At 42.2% G+C, this 23900-nt stretch carries 20 protein-coding genes; 9 read left to right on the top strand and 11 right to left on the bottom strand.

Features of this window, described 5'->3' with window-relative positions; genetic code table 11:
* Positions 1–136: 136 nt before the first annotated feature.
* Together ADA42_RS00860 and ADA42_RS00855 are read left to right on the top strand one after the other, a co-directional pair.
* On the top strand, positions 137–1297 hold the full coding sequence (locus tag ADA42_RS00860) for an iron-containing alcohol dehydrogenase (protein ID WP_048763099.1): 1161 nt from the start codon (positions 137–139) through the stop codon (positions 1295–1297).
* The gene (locus tag ADA42_RS00855) at positions 1294–1734 is read left to right on the top strand and encodes an acyl-CoA thioesterase (protein WP_004937324.1); all 441 of its coding nucleotides are present in this window, start codon (positions 1294–1296) and stop codon (positions 1732–1734) included. The genes ADA42_RS00860 and ADA42_RS00855 overlap by 4 nt, the downstream gene beginning before the upstream one ends.
* A gap of 39 nt (positions 1735–1773) precedes the next feature.
* Here ADA42_RS00855 and dnaX read toward each other — a convergent pair whose 3' ends face one another.
* Together dnaX and ADA42_RS00845 are read right to left on the bottom strand one after the other, a co-directional pair.
* Positions 1774–3942, bottom strand: coding sequence for a DNA polymerase III subunit gamma/tau (dnaX, locus tag ADA42_RS00850; protein ID WP_048763098.1), 2169 nt, complete (start codon positions 3940–3942; stop codon positions 1774–1776).
* A gap of 138 nt (positions 3943–4080) precedes the next feature.
* Positions 4081–5583, bottom strand: coding sequence for a SmvA family efflux MFS transporter (locus ADA42_RS00845; RefSeq protein ID WP_048763097.1), 1503 nt, complete (start codon positions 5581–5583; stop codon positions 4081–4083).
* Between the two features lie 116 nt (positions 5584–5699).
* On the opposite strand from ADA42_RS00845, the gene ADA42_RS00840 reads away from it, so the two are divergent.
* Positions 5700–6296, top strand: a complete 597-nt coding sequence (locus ADA42_RS00840) for a TetR family transcriptional regulator (RefSeq protein ID WP_048763096.1) — start codon at positions 5700–5702, stop codon at positions 6294–6296.
* On the opposite strand, the gene ADA42_RS00835 is transcribed toward ADA42_RS00840, so the two are convergent.
* The 3 genes from ADA42_RS00835 to ADA42_RS00825 all read right to left on the bottom strand — a co-directional run bounded on the left by ADA42_RS00835 (position 6293) and on the right by ADA42_RS00825 (position 9952).
* The gene (locus ADA42_RS00835) at positions 6293–7555 is read right to left on the bottom strand and encodes a serine hydrolase domain-containing protein (RefSeq protein WP_048763095.1); all 1263 of its coding nucleotides are present in this window, start codon (positions 7553–7555) and stop codon (positions 6293–6295) included. The genes ADA42_RS00840 and ADA42_RS00835 overlap by 4 nt on opposite strands.
* Positions 7556–7621: 66 nt before the next feature.
* Positions 7622–8476: a MaoC family dehydratase gene (locus ADA42_RS00830; RefSeq protein ID WP_048763094.1), complete on the bottom strand. Its 855-nt coding sequence runs from the start codon at positions 8474–8476 to the stop codon at positions 7622–7624.
* A gap of 84 nt (positions 8477–8560) precedes the next feature.
* Entirely contained in the window at positions 8561–9952 is a 1392-nt protein-coding gene (locus ADA42_RS00825; protein WP_048763093.1) for a 3-oxoacyl-ACP reductase, read from the bottom strand.
* A gap of 240 nt (positions 9953–10192) precedes the next feature.
* On the opposite strand from ADA42_RS00825, the gene ADA42_RS00820 reads away from it, so the two are divergent.
* Complete coding sequence (locus tag ADA42_RS00820) at positions 10193–11752, top strand: acetyl-CoA C-acetyltransferase (protein ID WP_048763092.1); 1560 nt, start codon at positions 10193–10195, stop codon at positions 11750–11752.
* A gap of 34 nt (positions 11753–11786) precedes the next feature.
* Here the strand turns inward: ADA42_RS00820 and aceI are convergent, their stop codons facing one another.
* Complete coding sequence (aceI, locus tag ADA42_RS00815; RefSeq protein ID WP_048763091.1) at positions 11787–12215, bottom strand: chlorhexidine efflux PACE transporter AceI; 429 nt, start codon at positions 12213–12215, stop codon at positions 11787–11789.
* 87 nt (positions 12216–12302) lie between these two features.
* On the opposite strand from aceI, the gene ADA42_RS00810 reads away from it, so the two are divergent.
* The 4 genes from ADA42_RS00810 (at position 12303) to ADA42_RS00795 (ending at position 16271) form a co-directional block, all read left to right on the top strand.
* Positions 12303–13196 carry a LysR family transcriptional regulator gene (locus ADA42_RS00810; RefSeq protein WP_048763090.1) on the top strand — a complete coding sequence of 298 codons (894 nt, stop codon included), beginning with the start codon at positions 12303–12305 and terminating at the stop codon, positions 13194–13196.
* A gap of 74 nt (positions 13197–13270) precedes the next feature.
* On the top strand, positions 13271–14260 hold the full coding sequence (gene tal / locus ADA42_RS00805) for a transaldolase (RefSeq protein WP_048763089.1): 990 nt from the start codon (positions 13271–13273) through the stop codon (positions 14258–14260).
* 72 nt (positions 14261–14332) lie between these two features.
* Positions 14333–14983, top strand: a complete 651-nt coding sequence (gene leuE / locus ADA42_RS00800; RefSeq protein ID WP_048763088.1) for a leucine efflux protein LeuE — start codon at positions 14333–14335, stop codon at positions 14981–14983.
* A 106-nt stretch (positions 14984–15089) separates the two neighbouring features.
* Entirely contained in the window at positions 15090–16271 is a 1182-nt protein-coding gene (locus ADA42_RS00795) for a benzoate/H(+) symporter BenE family transporter (RefSeq protein WP_004947108.1), read from the top strand.
* Between the two features lie 21 nt (positions 16272–16292).
* On the opposite strand, the gene ADA42_RS00790 is transcribed toward ADA42_RS00795, so the two are convergent.
* The 5 genes from ADA42_RS00790 to map form a co-directional block, all read right to left on the bottom strand.
* Complete coding sequence (locus tag ADA42_RS00790) at positions 16293–17012, bottom strand: MgtC/SapB family protein (protein WP_004937301.1); 720 nt, start codon at positions 17010–17012, stop codon at positions 16293–16295.
* A gap of 10 nt (positions 17013–17022) precedes the next feature.
* A complete protein-coding gene (gene mgtA / locus ADA42_RS00785) occupies positions 17023–19785 on the bottom strand; it encodes a magnesium-translocating P-type ATPase (RefSeq protein ID WP_048763087.1) in 2763 nt (920 codons plus the stop codon).
* 98 nt (positions 19786–19883) lie between these two features.
* Positions 19884–20573: a hypothetical protein gene (locus ADA42_RS00780; protein ID WP_048763086.1), complete on the bottom strand. Its 690-nt coding sequence runs from the start codon at positions 20571–20573 to the stop codon at positions 19884–19886.
* A gap of 284 nt (positions 20574–20857) precedes the next feature.
* Positions 20858–21301 (bottom strand): RDD family protein, encoded by a 444-nt coding sequence (locus ADA42_RS00775; RefSeq protein WP_048763085.1) that lies wholly within the window; start codon positions 21299–21301, stop codon positions 20858–20860.
* A 110-nt stretch (positions 21302–21411) separates the two neighbouring features.
* Entirely contained in the window at positions 21412–22218 is an 807-nt protein-coding gene (map, locus tag ADA42_RS00770; protein ID WP_048763084.1) for a type I methionyl aminopeptidase, read from the bottom strand.
* Between the two features lie 359 nt (positions 22219–22577).
* Between map and brnQ the strand changes: the two genes are divergently transcribed.
* Positions 22578–23870, top strand: a complete 1293-nt coding sequence (gene brnQ, locus ADA42_RS00765; protein WP_048763109.1) for a branched-chain amino acid transport system II carrier protein — start codon at positions 22578–22580, stop codon at positions 23868–23870.
* Positions 23871–23900: the final 30 nt, after the last annotated feature.

The raw sequence follows: 23900 nt of genomic DNA, 5'->3' as shown, positions 1-23900 counted from the left end.
TCTCTTAAGAGTTTCGTGATCAAATGATTTGTCGATCAAAAAGCATTCTTTTGATGCGGCTTCACAATAAAATGATGGATTAACTCAATAAAACAATGATTTGTAATTGACAAGCAAATTAAATAAGGACGGAACGATGGGATATTTTCAGTTTCAGAGCGCATCAAGCATCATTTCAGGATTAGGATCAATTGCTGAGCTTAAAACTATTTTGATTGATCGAGACTATCAAAAAGTTTTGCTGGTAACGGATCCTGGAATGATTGCCCATCAGTATCACTTACCTGTCATTGAGTGTTTAGACGCAGCTCAGATTGATTATGTTATTTTTTCAGATATTCAAGCTGACCCACCCGAGCAGATTGTTTTAAATGCGGCTGCCTATACGAAACAAGAGAAAGTTGATGCCGTTTTAGGTTTTGGCGGTGGTAGCTCAATGGATGTCGCAAAAGTGATTGCGTTACTTGCCCATCCTGATCAAACACAACAGTTAAGCGACATGTATGGCGTAAATAATGCCAAAGGCCCCCGATTACCGCTGATCTTGATTCCGACTACAGCAGGAACCGGCTCCGAAGTCACACCGATTTCGATCATCACGACAGGTGAAACAACTAAAACCGGAATTGTGTCACCAGTTTTGTATGCCGATGTTGCGATATTAGATGCGAACTTTACCCGTTATTTACCAGCACACATCACCGCGGCCACCGGAATTGATGCCATGGTGCATGCGATTGAAGCTTATACCAGTAAACTGAAAAAAAATGTCTATGCCGATATGCTGGCAAAACATGCACTGCGTTTACTTAATGATAATCTGCCTAAAGTTCTGAGTAATGGACATGACATGGATGCACGTCAAAACATGTTGCTTGGCTCAATGCTTGCAGGTCAAGCATTTGCAAATGCACCTGTAGGGGCTGTACATGCGCTGGCTTATCCATTGGGTGGTCATTTTCATTTGTCTCACGGACATACCAATGCGTTGGTATTGGTCGAAGTTTTAAAATACAACGCGCCACATGCTAAACAGTTATATGCAGAATTAATGCAATGGCTCGACCCTAAAAGTAATGGCTGTGCAGACGGCTTGTGCGATTTGTTTATCGACCATATGCAAAATCATCTTGATCATAGTGGGCTGACTTTAAAACTGAGCCAACTCAATGTACCGCACTCTAGCCTTGAAACACTGGCGCAAGATGCATTATTGCAAACTCGTCTATTACAAAATAACCCACGCGAAATGACACATCAGGCTGCGTATCAGATTTATGAGGCAATTTACGCATGAAACCAATACCCAAACGCCGTGACCAGTTTCATTATTTTTTAAATATCCAGACACGCTGGGCAGATAACGATATTTATGGTCATGTAAACAACGTGACTTATTATAGTTATTTTGATACAGCCGCTAACTCCCTTTTGATTCAACATGCAGGCTTTGATATTCGTCAGTCACCGATCATCGGACTAGTCGTCGACTCGGCATGCAGTTTTTTTAAGGAACTCACTTTTCCAGATACCATTGAAGTGGGTGTTGCGATTTCAAAAATTGGGCAAAGCTCTTTGCGCTATGAACTCGCAATATTTAAGCAACACCAGCTTGAGCCTTGTGCACAGGGACACTTTGTCCATGTTTTTGTTGATCGAGAAACACGAAAAAGTACCACAATTCCCGATGCGATGCGTGAGGCGCTTACAGCCTATCAGTTAAATCAAAGCTAAATGAAAAAATGGGCACCAACATAAATGTTTGTCCCTTTTTTATAGCTTGAGATTAACGTTCTGCAATTCGGCATCGAAAGTATCTAGTAGTGATTTCACCACCTTGTTTTCACTCATCAAGGATACCGCACGTTGGAAAGCTTTTTCTTTACGCTCTGACTGTTTGATAAACGGCGTAATTGAGGCCACTTCACCATATTGCACTTTAAACTGTGTGTTTGGCCAACGAGTGATCAACTCAGATTCAAGCGCATGTTGTAACTGTGACAACATCCCTTCATATTGCTGAGGAATAATAAAGATACTGGTGCCATCAATTTGCCCAGTCATCAATCCATATTGAGCGAGCTCTTGCACTGCAGGTGAAAGTTGACTGCCCCTAAACCAAAACTCCCATTTTTCAAGTGTCCACTCACCTTCAAGTACCTGTTCTTGAAGTTTCAAAATGTCTTGAGGCATTAGGTTATTAGGCTCAAGCGCTTCACTACTCACATCCGCGTTAATTCCATGGGCTTGAAGAGGTTCATTTTCTAGCACTGGCTCAATGTTGCTTAGATTTGACTCTTCAACAGCAAGCGCAGATGTGTCTTCAATAGGCTGACCAAATAAATCAGTAGGTACATCGGACGCTACATCAGTTAAGGTTTGTAATTTTGGTTGTTCGAGATTTTCCTCTGGCTGAAGCTCGGTTTCCACTGGAAAAAGCGACATATCTTGTACGCTCAGTGCGGGCTCAACTGTGCTAGGTTCTAGACCGATTAATCCATCTGTTTCAATATCAAAAACCAAAACATCTGAATTTTCAGGTTCAGTTATAAGAGTTTGCTCAGAAACTGTATGATTGAGCACCACGTCATCCGACTCAACGTCGAGCGCTGATTCTTCGAAATGCTCTGGTATTGGTGTTGGCTCTGCTTGAGCTGACGGCGCTTCAGTTAAGCGCTGTTCATGACTTTCATCAACTGCTTCTATTTCTTGTATAGATTGCTTAGATTCTGAGGCTGCATCTGTATGACTATTCGGTTCACCCGTTTCAGCTGATTCAACTGAAACAGTGGTCGTACTGTGTGTAGAATGCTCCAGAGTGGTAGGTGCAGATTCGTGCACCACAATTTCATCGAGGGCCAATGGGCGAAACGCCAGCAGGCGTAGTACACACATCTCGAAGCCCTGCTCCTGAGTCACCGCGAGCTGAAGTTCGGCACGTCCTTTACAGGCGATTTGGTAATATAGCTGCAAATCTTGTGCAGATACAGTTTTCGACAGTGCAAGTATTTTTTGATTAATTTCGTCGCTATATTTTAAGCTTAGTTCAGGCAGATACTGAAGCAATGCCAGCTCGTGTAATGTCGAAATCAATTGATCTAGCACCAGCGATACATCGAGCGCTTGTTGTCGAAATTGCATTAACAACTGACTGACGCGCTGCGGAGCATTTTGATGGATTGCCAGAATCAGATCATAAATAATAGTACGATCAATTAGCCCCAGCATTTCTTTAACATCTCGATGCTGAATTTCACCCTGACCATAGGCAATCGCCTGATCGGTCAGTGACAAAGCATCACGTAAAGAACCTTGCGCCGATTCAGCGATTTGCCAAATAGCGTCTTTTTCCGCTGAAATATCTTCTTTTGTTAAAATTTCGGTCAAATGCGATGTAATCTCATCGACTGCCAGCGGGCGCAAAGTAAATTGTAAGCATCTTGAAATCACCGTGATCGGAAGCTTTTGCGGATCGGTGGTGGCAAATAAGAATTTGACGTGTTCTGGTGGCTCTTCAAGTGTTTTGAGCAAGGCATTAAATGAATGCGTCGATAACATATGCACTTCATCAATCAAGTACACCTTAAAGCGCCCTTGAGTCGGTGCGTAAGGAACATTATCCAGCAGCTCTCGAGTGTCTTCTACTTTGGTTCGAGAAGCAGCATCAATCTCGATCAAATCAATAAACCGGCCTTCATTTACAGCCTTACAGGTCGTACAAACTTCACATGGTGTAGAGGTAATGCCAGTTTCACAGTTTAAACACTTCGCCAGAATACGGGCAATTGTAGTTTTACCTACGCCACGTGTTCCGGTAAATAAGTAGGCATGATGCAAGCGGCCACGTTCAAGCGCACTCGTAAGCGCACGAGACACATGATTTTGACCCACGAGTTCGATAAAGTTTCGTGGACGATATTTTCTGGCCAGTACTTGATACATGGATGCTCCTTGGTTTGCCCATAAGCATACTGTTTTTTTGAACGTTAGTGAATGAATAAGCACAATATCCGTTCAGAGTTGCTTTAAAGTGCAGCAGTTGCTCGGCGTATTTAAAGACGCTTATGGGCAGCAGAGAATTTACTCTGATATTTTGTGTGGTACTACAGTTGCTGTTTTGGGCAAGGTTATCCATACAAAAACAGATAAAATCACGAACATCACGCCTGCAATACTCAGCACAATACTATGCGATGCAGTAAATGCATTTGCAGCCGCAGCCATTACATTATGTGCCAAAGTAGGTTCGAGCATCTTTACTGCTTGAACTGCCTCTCCAACCGAAGCTGACGCTGTTTCTACCCACTGTATAGGCAGATTTTCTGGTAAAACGATTGCACGCGTGTAGAAAAATGACAGCATAAGGCCAAAAATTGCAATGCCTAATCCGGCTCCTAACTCGTAGGCCATACCCTCAATTGCACCCGCCGCAGTGGCTTTATGAGGTGGGACAGAAGACATAATTGCTGCCGTAGAAGAAAGTAGTGCAATTTCAACGCTAATTCCCATTATCACCATCCAAGCCCAAGCTTGCATATGTTGTGTATCAAAGTTGATTGACGCTAGACCAAAAAAACTAAACCCACATGACAGCATTCCGATTGTTGCCACTGGCCTTAAACCATAACGGTTCATCAAAACACTGGCAAAAGGCCCACCCACACTAATTGCCACCATAAACGGTACAATAAACAAACCGGCCTCAAGGGGTGAATAGCCATACACAAATTGCAACTCTTGCGAAAGCAGTAGTTCAAATCCGACTAACGCAATCATGGCCACCATCGCCATGATGACACTGGTTGAAATCACCGGATGCTTAAATAAGTGTACATCAATCATCGGCGCTGGCGTTTTTAGTTGATGACGAATAAAGCCAGTAAGGAGTACAAAACCTGCAAGCATGACCATAAAAATTGTCATGCTTGGTGCATGCATCGCAGTTTTGGCGGCATAAATTAATGTCAAAATAGCCACCACCAAGATCAACGCCTGAAATAGATTCAGGGCTTGTTTGTGTTGTATGTGCTGTTTAGACACCCAAAAAGCCGTGAGTAGAATCACTGTAATAATAATTGGAACGTTGATTAAAAATACTGCGCCCCAAGAGAAATGCTCCAGTATAAAGCCGCCGAGCAATGGTCCAAATGCAGCACCTCCTCCTCCGACTGTTCCCCAGATACCTAACGCATAATTACGCTGTTTTTCATCTAGAAATGTGGTTCTTAATCCTGAGAGCGTGGCAGGTAAAATCATAGCTGCACCTAAGCCCAAAAGCGCCCGTGCTACTATTAGCAGTGCTGCAGAATTTGCAAAAGCAGCCAGTAAAGATGCAAGACCAAAAATGGAAGCCCCGACCAGCATGAGGCACTTAAATCCAATTCGGTCGCCTAACGCCCCCATTGGTAAAATTAAACCTGCCATAATGAGTGAATAAATATCAATCACCCACAGCATTTGCGTGCTTGTGAGCGCCAAATCTGCACTAAGCGTTGGAATAGCGACATGCAATACTGTTGCATCAATTGATACTGGTAAATAAATAAGGACGATGATCGCCAAGATCATCCATTTGCGGTACATAAGACACCCAAATTAAAGTTGGACACTTGTTCAAGTTGAGCTTATTATATTCAAACTTGAACATATGTCCAACTTTATTTATGATAAGACTTGTATGTTTCACCCCAATGGATGTCATGAATTATTTAAATCGAGAAGAAAGACGCGCCATGATTTTAAGTGCCGCCAAACAGGTTGCCCTTCAAGATGGACTAAGTGGATTAACGGTTCGACGCGTGGCTGCTGAGGCGCAGGTTTCTACAGGTCAAGTTCATCATCATTTTCAGTCTAGCTCTCACTTAAAAGCCGAGGTTTTTGTCGAACTGATGGATCAGCTCAATGAAATTGAAGATGGCATCGAAACAAGTAATCAAATGGTACGGATTCGCTTGATCTTAGGTTATGAAGATACTGAACAGACTCAGGCATATCTCAGATTGTGGAACGAAGCTGAAGTATTGATGCAACAAGATGAACAGATCCGCCTGGCCTATCAACTGACCATGCAGCACTGGCATGCAGCACTGATAAAAGAAATTCAAACAGGTGTTATGCTTAAACAATTCAAAGATTTAACCATGCCTCAAATTCATGAAGTGGCATGGCGTCTGATTGCATTTGTTTGTGGGCTAGACGGTATATTTAAAATTGGCTTGCAAGGTTTTGAAGAAAGCTCCTTTAAACATCATGTACAGATTATGCTGGACTATGAGTTACTGGCTTCAAAACATTAAAACCAGCCTTTTTTACCCTTTAAAAATAAATCTGCACAGCGTAAGGTTTCTTGAGTCAAACTCCACAAGCGATAATCCCCTGTAATTGATCCGATTTTGAAATTATGAACATATGCGAAACTGAGATTGCGTTCTGGATCACACCATGCACCAGAACCGTTATAGCCAATGTGTCCAAATCCATGTTTGGCTCGCTTCCCCAGTGTAATTACGCGGTGATAACCTAATCGCCAATGCATTGGTATTGGCATGACCTTGTCTCTGGAAAAACTCTGAATTGTGCTGAGCTGTTTAAAAACCGCAGGTTTGATCAGTGTTTTACCTTCAAAACGGCCTTGATTAGCCAGCATTGCATAAATCTTACTTAGGCTATTTGCAGTAAAAGCACCATTAGCAGCCGGAATGATGGCTTGTAAACCTTCATCGCTAAAAAAACTGAAATGACGCATTCCTTTAGGCATCATGGCGTCCTGAAAATCTTGCGGGTTTTGGCCTGTCCATGTCACCAATTTATCCATTACACTCGTTTTCTTTTGCTGGTGAGATGTTTTATGTATTGGCGTTCCGACTTTTTCTACAGACTTTACTGGCGCAATGAGTCGTGCCACACGCGAAAGTTCAGAAACTGGTACGCCAAAATAAGCACCATCTAATTTCAACGGCTCGACTAGATATTTTTGCATCAAGTCTGGAAGTGTTGCCCCTGTTGCCTTTTCTAGCACCCCGCCTACCAGCCAACCAAATGTTAATGCCTGATAAGCTTGAGCATGGGTCGCTGTAAATCGAGGTGCTGTGCTTTCAAAGACTTCTAGCATATGCGGCCAGTCCAGCATTTCACTGGCATCTTGGATCGTGTTTCGAATATCGTATAAACCGCTTTGATGACTCAGAACATCCCTTAAGCTAATCTTTTGCTTGTTCTGTTGAGCGAATTCAGGCCAGTAATAGGCAATTGGTCGGTCATATTCCAAATAACCCTCACTCACGAGGATATGTGCCAATGTTGCAAGTACGCCTTTACCCGTTGAGTAACTGACAGAAAGCGTATTGGCATCCCACAACTCATCACGAGATTTTTTACCCGTAAAAATATCGACAACTTTTTGTGTTCCGAAATACACGGCGAGTGCAGCTCCCCCTTGATCAGTTCGGGCATCTTGTAAACGACTAAAATGCACTGCCAGATCGTGGAATCGCTCATCTAGAATACCGTGATAATTTTGAGTATCGGCTGAGAAATATTGAGTTAGTGTATTCACTGTATGTCCCTATTTTTATTATTGTTACATTCCCGGCACATCACGATATGTACCGGGAAGAATTGTTTAAAGGCTTTTCACTTGGCCTGAAACATGTGGCTTTTGAGAACGCTGATTTCGAATCAAGAAATCGGTTTCAGAAGGATTTGATGCCGTTAAAAACTCAACGGTCGATGGCAAAAATAGCGGCAACTTAAACCAAACATCTGCTTCATAGGCCGAAGGTAAATCAATACTGGCCAAAGCACGTGCTTTGCTCCACATGCCGTGAGCAATTGCTTGCTTAAAGCCAAATGCCTTTGCTGTCATCGCATGAATATGGATCAAATTATAATCACCCGAGATTTTGGCATAGCGGCGCCCTGTGTTTTCAGCAACCGTCCAGACATCTTGAACATGATAGTCAGGTACTTGAGCTTCTTTGGTTTTTTCGGCTGTACTACTTGATGTTTTTTGGCGAGAAAGATAAGTCGTGATTCCTTCCATCACCGTCTCTGCTCCCACCTTCACTGTGGTGATAAAATCAAATTGCAGGCCTTTATCATGTGGCTGAATATCGCCAAATCGACATGAAAGACTCAGTGCTTCATTAACGCCAATTGGACGAGTTTGCTTGATCTGATTACGAATATGCACCAAACCCAGAATCGCAAAAGGAAAGTTTTCTGTCGTCATCATGTGCATTTGCAAACTTTGTGACAACACAGCCAAATAGATTGCCGGAATTGTATCGTCGCTTTTAAATCCACAGACTTGATTGTAATCATTTAAATGATCTTGATCGATTCGAAAGGAGTCGACAACATATTCCACTTTAGGCAATACACGCTCGCCTTTGGGTTTTTTAAATACCAAACCTTGTATGACTTTCGGATAAGCCAAATAGGCTTTCGGCAGTTGACTAAAATGACGCGTATTCATAACGAACCTTTTCATTAAAATGTATTTGTTTTTAAGTCTGTGTTTATGAAAAAGGGATGTTCTTACATCCCTCTTTAACCCTCATTATGCACCGAGCAGACTCTGACCACAAACCCGAACGACATTTCCATTCAGACCAGTGGATGCACTTGATGCAAACCATGCGATTGTCTCGGCAACATCAACAGGTAAGCCCCCCTGATTCATCGAGTTCATACGGCGCCCAGCCTCACGGATAGCAAACGGAATAGCGGCTGTCATTTGTGTTTCGATAAATCCTGGCGCCACTGCATTGATGGTGATTCCATTTTTCAAAATTGGTGCAGTAAATTTAACCAAACCAATCACGCCAGCCTTAGACGCTGCGTAATTGGTCTGACCCAAGTTACCCGCTATCCCGCTGATTGAAGAAACACAGACAATTCGACCATTTGCATTCAAGCCATCATTTTCGAGTAAATAGTCGTTGATTCGCTCTGCTGCGCTCAGATTAATATTGATTACCAAGTCCCAAAGTTCTGGTTTCATGTTGGCCAGCGTTTTGTCGCGAGTAATACCTGCATTGTGCACAATAATATCAAGGCCGCCATTTTTTTGTGCAGCCGCTTTTATTTTTTCGCCTGCATCGGCTGCCGTAATATCAAGCCCGAGAGCAGAACCAGAGATATCGGCAGCAACCCGGTCTAAATCAGCTTGTTGCTGTGGCACATCAAGGCAAATGACATGCGCACCATCACGTGCCAAAATATGGGCAATCGCTTCACCAATCCCACGGCTTGCTCCCGTCACCAAAGCAGTTTTACCTGCAAGTGGCTTGTTCCAGTCAACTTTTACCACTTCAGCTTTAGAAATACGAATCACCTGACCAGATACATAAGCAGATCGCGGCGAAAGTAAGAAACGCAATGTAGACTCAAGATTGTTGGCTGCGTCTTCATCGACATAAACCAGTTGCGCAGTGATTCCTTTTTTAAACTCTTTTCCTACAGATTTTACAAAGCCTTCGAGAGCTCGCTGCGCAATCGCCTGTTTCACCGTTTTGGCAGACTCCGGTGTGGTAGCCACGACAATCACACGACCTGAACCTTCGATTTGACGGGCAATCGGATTAAAAAATTTATGTAACTCGTTTAATTGTTCTGAGTTTTGAATTCCTGATGCATCAAAAATAACGGCTTTGAATCGAGATTCTTTATCTCCAGAATTAAAAGCACGTAAGTTTAAGCCCACTTGTGCAGCAGCCTGTTGAATATCGGTATTGTTACCTGCATAACTGTCTGCATGAATGGTACTGAGCACATTGGCGATAGCAGAAGATAAAACACCTTCAGGTGCTGCACCAACCAATACAGCACCACGAATCACTGGCTGACCTTGCTCGAAACGATCCAATACCACGGGCGATGGCAAGCCGAGATTCTTCACAACGAATTTACCGATTGGCGATTGAGTAAATGCTTGGTATTGATCAATCATCTTAATAATCTCTCATGCAAATTAATTTTTAAACATGTTCACAAGCTACGCGTTCCACATCATTGTGTTGTAAAGGTGTTAGCTCGATCGCATTGTGGATTTGAATAAAATAATACTTGAGTTAATCTTGATATGTGTTGACCCGAATACAATCTACAATGTCATTCTAGTCAATACAGGTCTATTTTAATTATGTTAATGTACCGTCAATAACATCATAATCATGCTTGGAAAAGCCTTATGAGTAAAACAACTCCAGAAAAATCGGCAGTCGAAAACTCTACTCAGGATGATGTGTCAAATACATCAAAACCGAAAGCGCGAAGCACCTCGCAAACACGTCGTACCAGTCGAACCTCATCTGCGGCTGACTCGTCGACAGCTAAAAAAAGTACTGAAGCGACAGCAAAGCCAAAGCGTGCCAGTTCACGTGCTAAAACCGCTTCGGCAGGTACACAAGCCAAATCTTCTGCAAATACTTCAACATCTAAAAAAACGTCTGCTCAACAGGATCGCATCATGAGCCAAACTTCTATCCGTCGCGTCGCCATTATTGGTGGTAATCGTATTCCATTTGCACGTTCTAACGGTGCGTATTTTAAAGCGTCCAACATTGACATGCTGACTGCTGCACTCAATGGTTTAGTTGAACGCTATAAGCTTCAAGGCACACGTGTGGGCGAAGTGGTTGCAGGCGCTGTTTTAAAGCATAGCCGTGACTTTAATATGACCCGTGAATGCGTACTTAATACTCAATTGGCTCCTGAAACACCAGCTTACGATTTACAACAGGCTTGTGGCACTGGTTTGCAGGCAGCTTTTGCTGTGGCAAATAAAATCGCGTTGGGTCAGATTGAGGTCGGTATTGCGGGCGGTGTAGATACCACATCCGATGCCCCGATTGCATTTGGTGATGGCTTGCGTAAGGTTTTACTTGAGCTCAACATTGCCAAAACAGCGAAAGATCGTTTAAAGGCATTGGCTAAAATCAACATTAAAGACTTGATGGATGCTCCTAAAAACGGTGAGCCTCGCACTGGGCTATCCATGGGAGATCATGCGGCCATTACCGCACTTGAATGGGGCATCGAACGCCAGGCTCAAGATGAACTTGCCGCCTCTTCACATCATAAAATGGCCAAAGCCTACGATGCTGGTTTCTTTGACGATCTGATCACACCGTTTATGGGTTTAACGCGTGACAATAACTTACGCCCAGATTCATCAGTAGAAAAACTGGCCAAACTTAAACCTGTATTTGGCAAGGGCGAAACCGCCACCATGACTGCGGGTAACTCGACACCACTGACAGACGGTGCATCTGTAGTTTTGCTGGCATCCGAAGAATGGGCAAAAGCCAACGGTCATGAAGTACTGGCTTATTTAAGCTTTTCAGAAACTGCGGCCGTTGATTTTGTGGGTAAAAAAGAAGGCTTACTCATGGCACCGGCTTATGCTGTTCCTCGTATGCTTGAACGCGCTGGTCTGAAATTACAAGATTTTGATTACTACGAGATTCATGAAGCCTTTGCATCTCAAGTGCTTTCGACCCTTAAAGCATGGGAAGATCCAAAATTCTGTAAAGAACGTTTAGGTCTTGATGCTCCTTTAGGCTCGATTGACCGTAGCAAACTGAACATTCATGGTTCTTCATTGGCTGCTGGACATCCATTTGCCGCAACGGGTGGACGCATCTTGGCGACTGCAGCGAAAATCTTGAATCAGAAAGGTTCTGGCAAAATTCTAGTGTCGATTTGTGCCGCAGGCGGTCAAGGCGTTGTCGCGATCGTCGAAAAATAAGCATAAAAAAAGCGCCTACAACAGGCGCTTTTTTTTACGATGAATGCTGCGGTGCATAACCTAAGCGTTTCTCAATCGCGTCATAGCACCACTGAAAAATAAAGGTATACACCAAAATACACAAGGTCAAACCTAAATCTAAAATAAATGCATCGAGCAGGCTTAACTGCATCATATAAGCAATCATTGGAATCGTAGCAATGAGAAGTCCACCCTCAAACCCGATCGCATGCAATATACGCACACCAACTGTCCGCTTCCATTGTAACCGATGTTCAACTTTCTCAAAATAATGGTTGAAAATCATATTCCAGAAGACCGACGTCACCGCCATAAAAATACCGAGCATTCCGGTTACTTCCATCGGCATATCAAAAATAAAGCTTAATGCAATCGCAATGATGATCAACAAGATCCCTTCATAGCTAAATGCATGAACAAGTCTTCTTTTGGAAATCAACATTTCTAAACACTCTTTTATTTGGATAGATTGCATTTTATTTTTATAATTCTGATAAATCTAATTAGGTTCTTTCAATTTTTCTGACAGATGAATATCAATCAAGAACAACTCATCATTTTTCAAAGCGTTATGGAAACCGGTTCATTTTCAGCAGCAGCCAGAAAATTGGGCAAGGTTCCATCCGCGGTAAGTATGTCGATTGCCAATATGGAAATTGACCTCAACTTAAATTTGTTTGAACGTAAAGGACGCGAACCAGTTCCTACACCTCAGGCACATGTTTTATATGAAAAATCAGCACAGCTCTTAATTGAGATGAATCAATGGAAGCAACATGCGTTTGCCTTAAGTACCGGTTTGGAATCGGCACTGAATATTGTGATTGTGTCTGAACTATTACACACGCATTGGGTCGACTATATACGGCTGATTGAACAAAAATTTCCGACTTTACAAATTAATATTATCTCAGCGCCTCAAGAAGATGCTCTGGCCATGCTACTCGATCAAAGCGCGCAACTGGCTTTTATGTTTGAACGTGAACACTTAGACCATCGTGAACAATTTGTAGAAATTAAAAAAGAAGCACTGGTTGCTGTCGCTGCAAATGAACACTGTTTGGCGCAACTTGATCAGGTCAGTTTCAAAGATCTGGTGCAGCAGCGGCAAATTGTGGTGGCAAGTCGTGATAGTAAAATCAAACCCGAACTGTTATTTTCCAAGCAGTATTGGCGTACAGATAACCATCACTCGGCCTGTATGATGATTTTAGGTGAGTTGGGCTGGGGTGTATTACCTAGTGAAATGTTTATTGAAAATCCAAAGCTATCTAATCAATTAAAAATATTAAATATTTTAGATTTCACGCCTAAATTTGAATATTATATCGATTTGGTTTGGAGCCGCGAAAGTAGTCTTGGCGTGGCTGCACATTATCTGATTGATCACTTGCAATTGCAGAGAAAACGAGCAAAAGATTAAATAGTCATTGGGTTCACGCAAGATTATGCTATAACTAAATGCATCCGAATTCTTATATAAAGACGCTTGAAACAATGACACAATCTGCCCTCGATCAATTAAAAAAATGGACTACAGTGGTTGCTGATAGTAGTGATCTTGATGCAATTCAAAAATTTCGTCCTTTGGATGCAACCACAAATCCCTCCCTGATTACGGCTGCCGCCAGCATTCCTGACAATAAAGCGTTGATTGAAGCCGCGTTTGATCAAGCCAAGCAAGAAGGCTATCAAAATGATGAACTTATTGAACGTACCATTGATATTTTGACTGTTAAGTTTGGTGTTGAAATTTTAAAACTCATCGAAGGTCGTGTCTCTACCGAGGTTGATGCTTCGTTGTCTTACGATACCGAAGCAACAATTGCAAAAGCGCGCGAACTTTCTGCCTTGTACCATCAGTATGGTATCGATCAGTCTCGCGTACTGATCAAAATTGCATCTACTTGGCAAGGCATTCAGGCAGCCAAAGTTTTAGAAGCTGAAGGCATTGCGTGTAATCTTACCTTACTGTTTGGTTTACATCAGGCACAAGCCTGTGCAGATGCCAATGTAACCCTCATTTCGCCTTTTGTTGGACGCATTTTAGACTGGTACAAAAAAGCTGAAAATGTCGATCACTACCCAATCGAACAAGATCCGGGTGTGCTTTCAGTTAAGAAAATTTATAACTACTACAAGCAACAAGGTATCAAAACTCAAGTCATGGGCGCGAGCTTCCGTAGTACTGATCAGGTACTTGGCCTCGCTGGTAGTGATTTACTGACCATTGCCCCTGCACTTTTGGCTCAGCTTGAATCGGATACTCGTGAAATTAAGCCAGCACTCACAATTGAAGCCGCGCATGCAGCAGATCCAGTCGAACGCTCTGCACAAACCGAACAAAGCTTTAGAGAAGAGCTTGAACATGACTTAATGGCATTTCAATTACTTCAAGGCGGTATCGATGGCTTTATTAAAGCACGTGAACAGTTGACTCACCTATTGCGTCAATCATTTGGAATCGATGCTGAAATTCAAGCCTAATAGGTGAATATTCACATAATTTGACCGGTTTTTGTTATAGTACAAAAACTGGTTTTTTATGGACTTCGTGTTGTGTTGGGGATCACGGATTTAACAACCTATATCATAGGGACGCTTTTTATTGTTCTTTTGCCGGGGCCAAACTCCTTATATGTGATGTCCATTGCATCACGTTACGGTATTCAAACTGGATATCGAGGCGCAATGGGTATTGTCACAGGCGATGCAATTTTAATTTTGTGTACAGTTCTGGGCGCAGCGTCGTTGATGCATGCTTTTCCCTGGATTTTTACAACGCTTAAAGTGATAGGCGCAGCATATCTGTCTTACTTAGGCTTTAAGCTGCTTCAAGCCAGCTATCTACGTTATAAAAATTGTCATATTTCAGTGCCTGAAATGACTGATCTACCAAAACTCGATCAGATTCACCCTTATCGAACTGCGCTGAGTATCAGCCTGCTCAATCCCAAAGCGATCTTGTTCTTTTTGTCTTTTTTTATCCAGTTTGTAGATCCGGATTATCCCTATCCGGCGATTAGCTTTATTGCTCTTGCAATTATTTTACAATGCATTAGCTTAGGCTATTTAACGGCGCTAATTTTTTCAGGTGTTCGACTTTCTGATTTTTTTAAATCAAAACATAAAACATCCGCTATCTGCATTGCTCTGGTAGGTGTGCTGTTTTTTGGTTTTGGGCTGAGGCTTGCCACATCAACATTGTAATCTTTGAACCTATTTTCTATTTAATGAGATAGTTACACTGAGTTTTAAATTTAATGTGTCTCTATGAAAGACACTTCACTCACAAACAGATGATAAATATTGAATCATGCGTACATTTCTTCGTGATTTTACTCTTCCGGCTGCTTTTGCAGGATTTGTCACTTTTCTCATCGGGATTAGCGTATCCTCGGTATTAGTGATACAGGCTGCACAGATTTTAGGGGCCACCACGAGCCAGATTACCTCTTGGTTTTGGGCGTTGGGCATTGGAATCGGCGCTTCTGGTCTGTTTTTATCTTGGAAGTTTAAATATCCGGTCGCGACATCATGGTCGACCGCAGGCTTGGCACTGATCATAGCGACTGGCAGCGGTTACTCCTTACATGAAGCGATTGGCGCATTTTTGCTATGTGGTGTGTTAACTGCATTATTAGGCTTTTTAGGTATCTTTGAGAAAGTACTGGCGCATATTCCACAAAGCCTCACCAGCGCGATGTTAGCCGGTGTGTTGCTTAAATTTGGGATTGCACTCTTTGCCAATATGCAAAACGACTGGCAGTTTATTATCAGTCTGCTCGCAATCTATGTTATGAGTAAACGCATCTGGCCACGCTACTGTATCGTGATAACCGTGGTCGTTGGTGTAATTCTGTGTCCTTTGTTTATGACTTTCCATCCACCTGTTTTGCATTGGGATTTGGCAAAACCTGAATGGATCACGCCACATTTTACAGGTTCTGCCATTTTGGGTTTGGCCTTACCACTTTTTGTGATTAATGTGGCATCGCAATATTTGCCGGGTATCGCCATGATCAAAAGCTATGGCTATACACCTCACGTTAATCAACTGATTGGATGGACCGGTGCCACCCAAGCCATTCTTGCACCTTTTGGTTGCTACACTGTAAATATTGCCGCCATCAGTGCGGCGGTAAGTCTAGATGATCAAGTTCATCCAGATCCAAGCAAGCGCTATATTGCAGGCATTAGCTGTGGATTTTTCTATATATTGATGGGCGTGTTCGCCGCAACCTTAACCAGCTTACTGATGTCATTCCCTTCGTTATTCATTATTGCATTGGCGGGTATTGCACTGTTTGGGACGATTAGTCACAACATTGCCCTGGCATTTCACGATGTGAATGACCGCGAGGCGGCACTGCTCACTTTTTTATGCAGCGCCTCGGGAATTCAGTTTTTTGGTATCGGCTCTGCCTTTTGGGGTTTGATTGTAGGCATCATCGTGATGATCGTCTTTAAGTTAAAACTTAAGAAAAGTCCATCTTAAACCTCATCATATGTATGCTGCTTATGCCATGGTATTTTTATCCCAATAGGCCTGTTGTACTTGCGGTACCTGATTGATCTGTTTAATGATTTCATTCATTTCGACTGGATCAATCGAGGTCGCAATCAGTGTCGCTTCAATTTCAATGTCATTTTCGCCAAAGGGTTCGACATCTAGGTCTTTTAATGGATAATTAAAATGATGCAGGATCTCGGTCAATTTATACATCACCAATTTACGATGACTTTTATTAGACGTTAGGTAAATGATATGCGTCACTTCAGATTCTGCATCTAGCGGCTGGCGATCAATCATATTCACCAAGGGTCGCAGTAATGTGTTGGCAGCCAGAATGAATGCTGTCGCGACCAATGCCTCCACAATCAGATCAGCTCCTGCGGCTGCGCCCACAGCGGCTGAGCACCAAAGTGTAGCCGCTGTATTTAAACCATGAATGTTACCTTCTTGGCGCATAATTACACCTGCACCTAAAAAACCGATCCCTGACACCACGTAAGCGATGACCCTCACAGCGCCATCCGACGCCGACAGGTTATTTGCAATATCGACAAAAATTGCAGCGCCAAGCGCAACTAATACGTTGGTTCGCAGCCCGGCTGTACGCTGTCGGTATTGTCGCTCGAATCCAATCAATCCACCCAAAATAAATGCGGCTGCCAGACTAATTAAGGTATCGGCCATATTGGACACACTGGTATTTTGTAAAAATTGTAAAGTCATGCTGTTTCTCTTATTGCCAGCCATATCGACGGATATAAATTTGTTTGATGAATTGAGTCAAACACATATAAGCAAACAAAATAAAAGGTAAATATACAAAGTAAATCCAAGGCAATGCTTCAAGCTTTAAGTAGCTTGCCAGAGGTCCCATTGGTAAAAAAATGCCAATTGCACAAATAATTACCGTCATGATCAACAGTGGCGGAGCTGCGCAACTTTGAATAAACGGTATTTTTTTGGTTCGAATCATATGCACAACCATGGTTTGCGTGAGTAGTCCCACCACAAACCAGCCAGATTGAAACATGGTTTGCTGCGCTGGCGTATTGGCATGAAAAATAAACCACATCATGCAAAAGGTCAGAATATCAAAGATGGAGCTAATCGGACCAAATACCACCATAAAGCGCCCAACTTCAGAAGGCTGCCAGCGCTGCGGTTTTTTTAGTTGTTCTTCGTCCACATGATCAAACGGAATAGCAATCTGAGATACATCGTAGAGTAAGTTTTGTACCAGTAGATGAATCGGTAGCATAGGTAAAAATGGAATAAAAGCACTCGCCACCAATACCGAAAAAACATTACCAAAATTTGAACTGGCCGTCATTTTGATATATTTGAGCATATTGGCAAATGTTCGACGCCCTTCAAGCACACCATTTTCAAGCACCATCAAACTCTTTTCTAGTAAAATCAGATCGGCAGATTCCTTGGCAATATCCACTGCTGAATCGACTGAAATGCCAATATCTGCAGCACGTATTGCGGCAGCATCATTGATTCCATCGCCCAAAAATCCGACCACATGCCCATTCGCTTTTAGCTGATCGACAATACGTTCTTTATGAATAGGACTTAGTTTTGCAAAAATAGTATGCTGCTCAACCGCAACTTTAAGCTGCGCGTCGGATAGCATTTCGATTTCGCCACCGAGGAGTACCTTGTCATGGGCAATCCCGATTTCACGGCATATTTTTTGTGTGACGAACTCGTTATCGCCCGTTAATACCTTCACAGCTACACCATGTGCATGTAACTGCTGGATGGCAGGTCGAGCTGACTCTTTCGGTGGATCTAAAAAGGTAAGATAGCCCATCAGAATCAGATCACATTCATCTGCCACAGAAAAACTTTCTTGATGCGTATCAATATTACGGTATGCAACTGCTACAACACGCAATCCTTCGCGGTTGTAGTTTTGCGTTATGGTCTGTATCTCATGGCGTAACGCTGGGCTAAGCTGTTTAATCTCGCCTTGTAGCTCAACATGCGAACATACTTTTAAAATTTCCTCAACGGCTCCCTTGCTGACCATACGCACTTGGGCCTGTGGCGTACGCACAACAACAGACATTCTACGGCGTTCAAAATCGAAAGGTACTTCATCTAGCTTTTTAAAGCGTAGTTTTTCAAACTTCATGTCCTGATCAACCGCTTCTAATACGGCCACATCCAACAGGTTCTTAAGCCCCGTTTGGTAATAACTGTTTAAGAATGCCTGCATTAATACGGAATGCGATTTTTTACCAAGCACATCAACATGATGCGAAAGAAAGATTTTATCTTGCGTTAATGTGCCTGTTTTGTCTGTACACAGCACATCCATGGCACCAAAATTTTGTATAGCATCTAGTCGTTTTACAATCACTTTTTTACGCGATAAAAACACTGCTCCTTTTGCAAGGGTTGACGTCACAATCATGGGAAGCATTTCAGGCGTTAAACCCACCGCAACAGATAAAGCAAACAGCACAGCCTCACCCCAATCCCCTTTGGTGAAGCCATTGATAAACAAAACAATCGGTGCCATTACCAACATGAAACGGATCAGTAACCAACTGACTTTATTTACCCCTAGCTGAAAAGAAGTCACTGCATAATCAGTTGCCGTCACGCGGTGCGCCAGCGCACCAAAATAAGTTTGAATGCCTGTACTCATCACCACTGCACGCGCTGTTCCAGAGACAACATTGGTGCCCATAAACAGTAAATTGTCGAGTTCTAAAGGAGAATTTATGTCTGATGTATGTGCAGTTGCATATTTCTCCACAGGCATCGATTCACCTGTCATGGCTGCTTGCGAAACAAATAAATCTTTTGCCGTCAAAATTCGACAATCGGCTGGAATCATATCGCCAGCTGAAAGTAAAATAATATCGCCAGGCACCAAATACTGAATCGGTATTTCAAATTGAATACTTTTTAATTGCTTCACCTCAACGCCATAACGTTGCTTGATCAAAATCTGATCTTGAGTATTGACGTTATGGCGCAGCACCATAGCGGTATTGGTCACCATTGCTTTAAGCGACTCAGCAGCCTTGTTGGATTTTGATTCCTGCCAGTAACGTAATAAGGTCGATAGTGACACCATAATAGTGATGATTAATCCACCAGTGAAATCATCAGTTAAAAAAGCAACAAGCGCTAAAAGACTAAGTAGCACATTAAATGGATTACGATAGCAATACCATACATGCTGCCACCAAGTAAGTGGCTTTTCCTGAGCAACTTCATTCAAACCATGTGTCTGTTGCTGTTGATACGCGTGCGCTTCTGTTAAACCATCTTGCGCTGTATGTAATTTTTCTAAAAGCTGACTCATTTCCATTTGAGCATTGGCCTTCAGCTGTTGCGATAAAGCCTGTCCAATTTCTTTGGCATAACTTGATTGATGCATTTCTTTAAAAGAACGATGTCGCTCAAAAAAACGCTTGAGATGAAATGTTTGCAAAAATCGAGTAAATAGACGTTGCCATAGATCATATTTCATAAAAGATCTCCTTTTTTCAGGCATACGAAGTCGTGACTTTTTTTATGTAAAAAAGCCGTTTGTTTAGAGATGTGTTTACAATGTAAAGAAAATAAAAATTAAGGCGTAAAGCTCAGGCCAAAGCCAAACCATCGCTGTCGAAAATCTTGTAAGCGCTGGCCAAATGAAAACTCTAAACTCAAAACATCTGAAAAAACATGATGTATAACAGCTTGAGTAAATGGCGCCTGACGGTCTTGATTAAAAAACTCTAAACTGATTCCTGTATTTTGGGTGAGCCCAATATCCATTGCTGTGCTCCAACGCATCAAATCGTCATGCGATTGCACCTTTTGATAGCCAATATTGCTATACAAGTGGATGTGTCCATCATTGAGTGAAACAGCAGAAGGAAAATTGAGAAACCAAGCTCGTTGGTCCCCTACCGGTGAATCATTTTTTGTTGTGCCAAGGCTTGCGGCAAGCCCCCAGCGTTGCATGGGCACCAATACCGATTTAATTTGCGCAGACCATGCTGTCGAGTTGGCTATGGCAGAGGTGTTCGCATATCCAAATGATGTTTCTACACCTTTCACTACTTGGCAGGCTGTATTGAATTGTGAAACAGTTGCTGATGGCTTAGATGCCACAACAGAAGTCTCAAGCTGGCAATGGGCATACGCTGTGATCTCAGGATCATCAGTATTTAAAAGCGGGCTTGCGTGTACATATTGCACAAACAAAATACATAGCCACGCACATAAGCATTGCATGCTCAAGAGTTTTAGTAACGAAGCATGTAACCACATAGGCTTCTCCCAGATCACAGGAGGCCTAAGCAAGAAGACGACATTCTGCCCAGCAAAAAATGCAGACGGATAAGAAGAACATGATGAAAAATGATAAACAGGCTATCTCATTGCAAGATAGCCACCCTAAATGTGTACTAACTTGCTCAGAGAATAACGCGCTTAACCGTTTGACAGCACAACCTCGAACAACTTCCCACTTAGGGTCTCCTCGTATTAAATTTGCACGTATTATATTTCTCTAAAATTAATTTACAAGACGTGCATTTAAAAATTTTAGCGGTCTATAGCTCGCGAACCACTACGGTTTTGGCCATTTTGTCATGCCAGCCTTGCTTCTTGCTATCAAAAGCGATCCAGAAAAAGCCCAAAAATAAAACCAAAGTAGATGGAAAATAACCAATATAGCGCAAAATAGCTTGCCCCCATGTTAAGGGATGTCCCGTTTGTTCATCGAGTACTTTTAAGCGCATCAGACGTTTTCCTGGCGTTCCTTTTAAAAAAATCCAAAACAAAATGGAATAAATAAATGGAAAAACGTAGTTGATGATTGCATCAAACCAAGGCGAAGATTGTCGATCACTTAATCCAGTCGAAAAGATCAAATCCATATCGCCATGGTAAAAAATCCAAGCCGCAGGAATCACTGCAAGCATAATAATCAAGGTATCAATAATTGTTGCACCTACACGCAACCAAAATCCCGCATATTCATATTTATAGGTCATGATGATGTCTCATTATTGTGTTTTAGATTTTTTAAACTAAAAATGATCATTATTTCTTATTTGTGCAGACCTCAAAATGCTTTAGACACATGTTGAGGTCTGTTTACAACTTATATTGATTGTACAATTTCAGGATAAATTCCGGTTCCTTCTGGCCACGGCGTGAGTAACTCAAAACCTGTCTCAGTCACCGCCACCATATGTTCCCATTGTGCAGATAAAGATTTATCTGTGGTTACCACAGTCCAGCCGTCACTCAATTCTTTCACATGCTGCTTGCCCGCATTCACCATCGGTTCAATGGTAAATACCATCCCCTTTTGCAATACCATGCCCTGATTCGGTTGACCATAGTGCAGAATATTCGGCTGTTCATGATAGACCTTTCCAATTCCATGACCGCAATATTCACGCACAATGGAATAACCTTCAGTTTCGGCAACTTTTTGAATGGCATGACCAATGTCGCCCAAAGTAGCGCCAGGTTTGACACTGAGTATTCCGGCACGCATCGCATTATAAGTGGTCATCACCAGTTTTTTTGCTTCTGGCTGTACATCTCCCACCAGATACATGCGACTGGTATCGCCAAAATATCCATCTTTAATAATCGCAACATCGATATTGATAATATCGCCATCTTGTAAAATTTTACTTGGCGATGGAATACCATGACAGACTACCTCATTGACTGAGGTACAGATGGTCTTGGTAAAGCCGTGATAGCCGACATTTGCTGGAATTACGTTCAGCGTATTTACAATAAAATCATGACAACGTTGATCAAGCTCATCTGTACTCACGCCAGGCTTTACAAATTGACCGATCATTTCAAGCACTTGAGCAGCCAAACGCCCAGATACACGTAGATGTTCTAAGTCTTGCTGGTCTTTAATCGTTACAGTTGATGCACGCATGTAATTACCCTCGGTCGTATCCGACTTATTATACTAGTTTTGAGAATCATTAACATAACTATCATGGAATGGTTCAATTTCCAATTCGGCACATCACAATAAAAACTCAAAATAGATCAATATTTGCACATTTAATGTAAATTTGATGAATAAATGAATAAAAATTTTATTCGCAATAAAAGTTTGAAATTAAAAATGTTGGCAAAGATATCAAGTATATAAATTAAACAGTGTGCTTTTTTACTAAACAATCAGGCAGCAAATAGGTGTTTTTATTAATTTTTAAGCCATTCGAATTGCACAAAAATGGCTCCTTTTGCTCTAAAATTCGCGCTTCTTTACTGCGTCTCACCTTTTTTATGACTAGTCTTCGTACTTCAGATATTATTGCATTGGGGTTTATGACCTTTGCTCTATTTATTGGGGCTGGCAATATTATCTTCCCACCGATTGTTGCACAACAAGCAGGTGAACACGTCTGGCTGGCTGCTGCAGGATTCTTGATCACCGCAGTGGGTCTACCAGTCATCACGATTATGGCCTTGTCTCGTATGGAGGGTTCAATCGCGATGATCAGCTCACCGCTTGGACGTGTTTTCAGCTTAATTTTGACCGTTGTGTGTTATCTGTCTGTCGGTCCACTTTTTGCTACTCCACGAACTGCCACTGTTTCGTATGAAATTGGCTTTTCATCGTTTTTTGGCACATCTGCAAGCAGTTTGCTGATCTACAGTATCGTGTATTTTGCTGTAGTAACTTTGGTTTCATTGTATCCAAACAAACTTCTCGATACCGTTGGCCATGTATTGGCACCTCTTAAGATTTTCGCGTTGGCGATTTTAGGTATTGCTGCGGTTGCAATTCCATCAGGTTATATCCCACCAGCCATCAACAACTACGTCACCAACCCGGTGTCGGAAGGTTTTGTAAATGGCTATTTGACTATGGATACTTTAGGTGCACTGGTTTTTGGTATCGTCATTATTCAGGCGATTTACTCGCGTGGTGTAAGTGATCCGAAACTGGTTACACGTTATGCTATCATTGCCAGCATTATTTCTGGTATTGGTTTAACACTGGTTTATTTAAGCTTGTTTAAACTCGGCTTAGGTAGTCATGAAGTTGCACCAAATGCGAGCAACGGTGCTGTGATTTTGCACGCTTATGTGCAGCATGCCTTTGGAAACCTAGGTACTTGGTTTTTATCTGGCCTGATTTTCCTTGCCTGTATGGTGACCGCGATTGGCCTCACCTGTGCATGTGCTGAGTATTTTGCGCAATTAACTAAACTTCCTTACAAATTATTTGTATTTGTGCTGGTCGGTTTCTCGCTCATTATCTCAAATCTTGGTTTGACTAAACTGATTGCGGTGTCGGTACCGGTACTGACTGCAATTTATCCACCTGCAATTGTGGTGATTATGCTGAGTTTCTTCTGGAAATTCTGGAAAAAACCATCCAACGTTGTAGGCTCTGTGACTGCATGCTCATTCTTGTTTGGTATTATAGAAGGCTTAAAAACAGCCGGTTTCACAGATGCACTTCCATCGTTTGTGCAGCATTTGCCACTCAATGAGCAAAATTTAGCATGGTTGATCCCATCTTTAGTGGTACTCGTCATTTCTATTGTGATCGATAAAGTGAAAAATTAATCGTTTTCACCCATCGTTAATGTAAGCGCG

It is taken from the genome of Acinetobacter sp. 243_ASPC (assembly GCF_001054715.1).
In the GTDB taxonomy this organism is placed as follows: domain Bacteria; phylum Pseudomonadota; class Gammaproteobacteria; order Pseudomonadales; family Moraxellaceae; genus Acinetobacter; species Acinetobacter soli.
Note: the sequence above shows the minus strand (reverse complement) of the source record. Positions and strands in the feature narration are given on the sequence as shown.

Coding starts and splice junctions, on each gene's coding strand:
- ADA42_RS00860 (WP_048763099.1), top strand. CDS start 137: ATGGGATATTTTCAGTTTCAGAGCGCATCAAGCATCATTTCAGGATTA.
- ADA42_RS00855 (WP_004937324.1), top strand. CDS start 1,294: ATGAAACCAATACCCAAACGCCGTGACCAGTTTCATTATTTTTTAAAT.
- dnaX (WP_048763098.1), bottom strand. CDS start 3,942: ATGTATCAAGTACTGGCCAGAAAATATCGTCCACGAAACTTTATCGAA.
- ADA42_RS00845 (WP_048763097.1), bottom strand. CDS start 5,583: ATGTACCGCAAATGGATGATCTTGGCGATCATCGTCCTTATTTATTTA.
- ADA42_RS00840 (WP_048763096.1), top strand. CDS start 5,700: ATGAATTATTTAAATCGAGAAGAAAGACGCGCCATGATTTTAAGTGCC.
- ADA42_RS00830 (WP_048763094.1), bottom strand. CDS start 8,476: ATGAATACGCGTCATTTTAGTCAACTGCCGAAAGCCTATTTGGCTTAT.
- ADA42_RS00825 (WP_048763093.1), bottom strand. CDS start 9,952: ATGATTGATCAATACCAAGCATTTACTCAATCGCCAATCGGTAAATTC.
- ADA42_RS00820 (WP_048763092.1), top strand. CDS start 10,193: ATGAGTAAAACAACTCCAGAAAAATCGGCAGTCGAAAACTCTACTCAG.
- aceI (WP_048763091.1), bottom strand. CDS start 12,215: ATGTTGATTTCCAAAAGAAGACTTGTTCATGCATTTAGCTATGAAGGG.
- ADA42_RS00810 (WP_048763090.1), top strand. CDS start 12,303: ATGAATATCAATCAAGAACAACTCATCATTTTTCAAAGCGTTATGGAA.
- tal (WP_048763089.1), top strand. CDS start 13,271: ATGACACAATCTGCCCTCGATCAATTAAAAAAATGGACTACAGTGGTT.
- ADA42_RS00795 (WP_004947108.1), top strand. CDS start 15,090: ATGCGTACATTTCTTCGTGATTTTACTCTTCCGGCTGCTTTTGCAGGA.
- ADA42_RS00790 (WP_004937301.1), bottom strand. CDS start 17,012: ATGACTTTACAATTTTTACAAAATACCAGTGTGTCCAATATGGCCGAT.
- mgtA (WP_048763087.1), bottom strand. CDS start 19,785: ATGAAATATGATCTATGGCAACGTCTATTTACTCGATTTTTGCAAACA.
- ADA42_RS00780 (WP_048763086.1), bottom strand. CDS start 20,573: ATGTGGTTACATGCTTCGTTACTAAAACTCTTGAGCATGCAATGCTTA.
- ADA42_RS00775 (WP_048763085.1), bottom strand. CDS start 21,301: ATGACCTATAAATATGAATATGCGGGATTTTGGTTGCGTGTAGGTGCA.
- map (WP_048763084.1), bottom strand. CDS start 22,218: ATGCGTGCATCAACTGTAACGATTAAAGACCAGCAAGACTTAGAACAT.
- brnQ (WP_048763109.1), top strand. CDS start 22,578: ATGACTAGTCTTCGTACTTCAGATATTATTGCATTGGGGTTTATGACC.